Origin of the sequence: Mesorhizobium sp. M7D.F.Ca.US.004.03.1.1 (assembly GCF_003998635.1) — a bacterium.
Lineage (GTDB): Bacteria > Pseudomonadota > Alphaproteobacteria > Rhizobiales > Rhizobiaceae > Mesorhizobium > Mesorhizobium loti.
Map to the genome: position 1 here is coordinate 1 of NZ_RZQG01001698.1, position 547 is coordinate 547.

The 547-nt window shown below is 64.4% G+C and carries 1 protein-coding gene; it reads left to right on the plus strand.

Annotated features, from left to right (window positions below; all coding sequences use genetic code 11):
- The coding region (locus EN935_RS39560; RefSeq protein WP_281040429.1) for a DNA gyrase C-terminal beta-propeller domain-containing protein at nucleotides 1–547 on the plus strand (547 nt) is incomplete at both ends.

Consider the following 547-nt stretch of genomic DNA (forward strand, 5'->3'; position numbering starts at 1 on the left):
GGCACCTACAATCTGTCCGAGGAACAGGCGCGCGCCATTCTCGAGCTGCGCCTGCAGCGCCTGACCGCGCTCGGCCGCGACGAAATCGCTGACGAGTTGAACACGATCGGCGCCGAAATCATTGATTATCTGGACATTTTGTCGTCCCGCGCGCGCGTCCAGCAGATCGTCAAGGACGAGCTTGCCGCCGTACGCGACGAGTTCGGCACGCCGCGCCGTACCGAGCTCACCGATGGTGGGTCGGACATGGAAGACGAGGACCTGATCCAGCGCGAGGACATGGTCGTGACGGTGAGCCATTCCGGCTACATCAAGCGCGTGCCGCTGTCGCTCTACCGGGCGCAGCGCCGCGGCGGCAAGGGCCGCTCCGGCATGTCGACCAAGGAAGAGGATTTCGTCACCCGGCTGTTCGTGGCCAACACGCATACGCCGGTGCTGTTCTTCTCCTCGCGCGGCATCGTCTACAAGGAAAAGGTCTGGCGGCTGCCGATCGGCAATCCCCAGTCGCGCGGCAAGGCGCTGATCAACATGCTGCCGATGGAGCAGG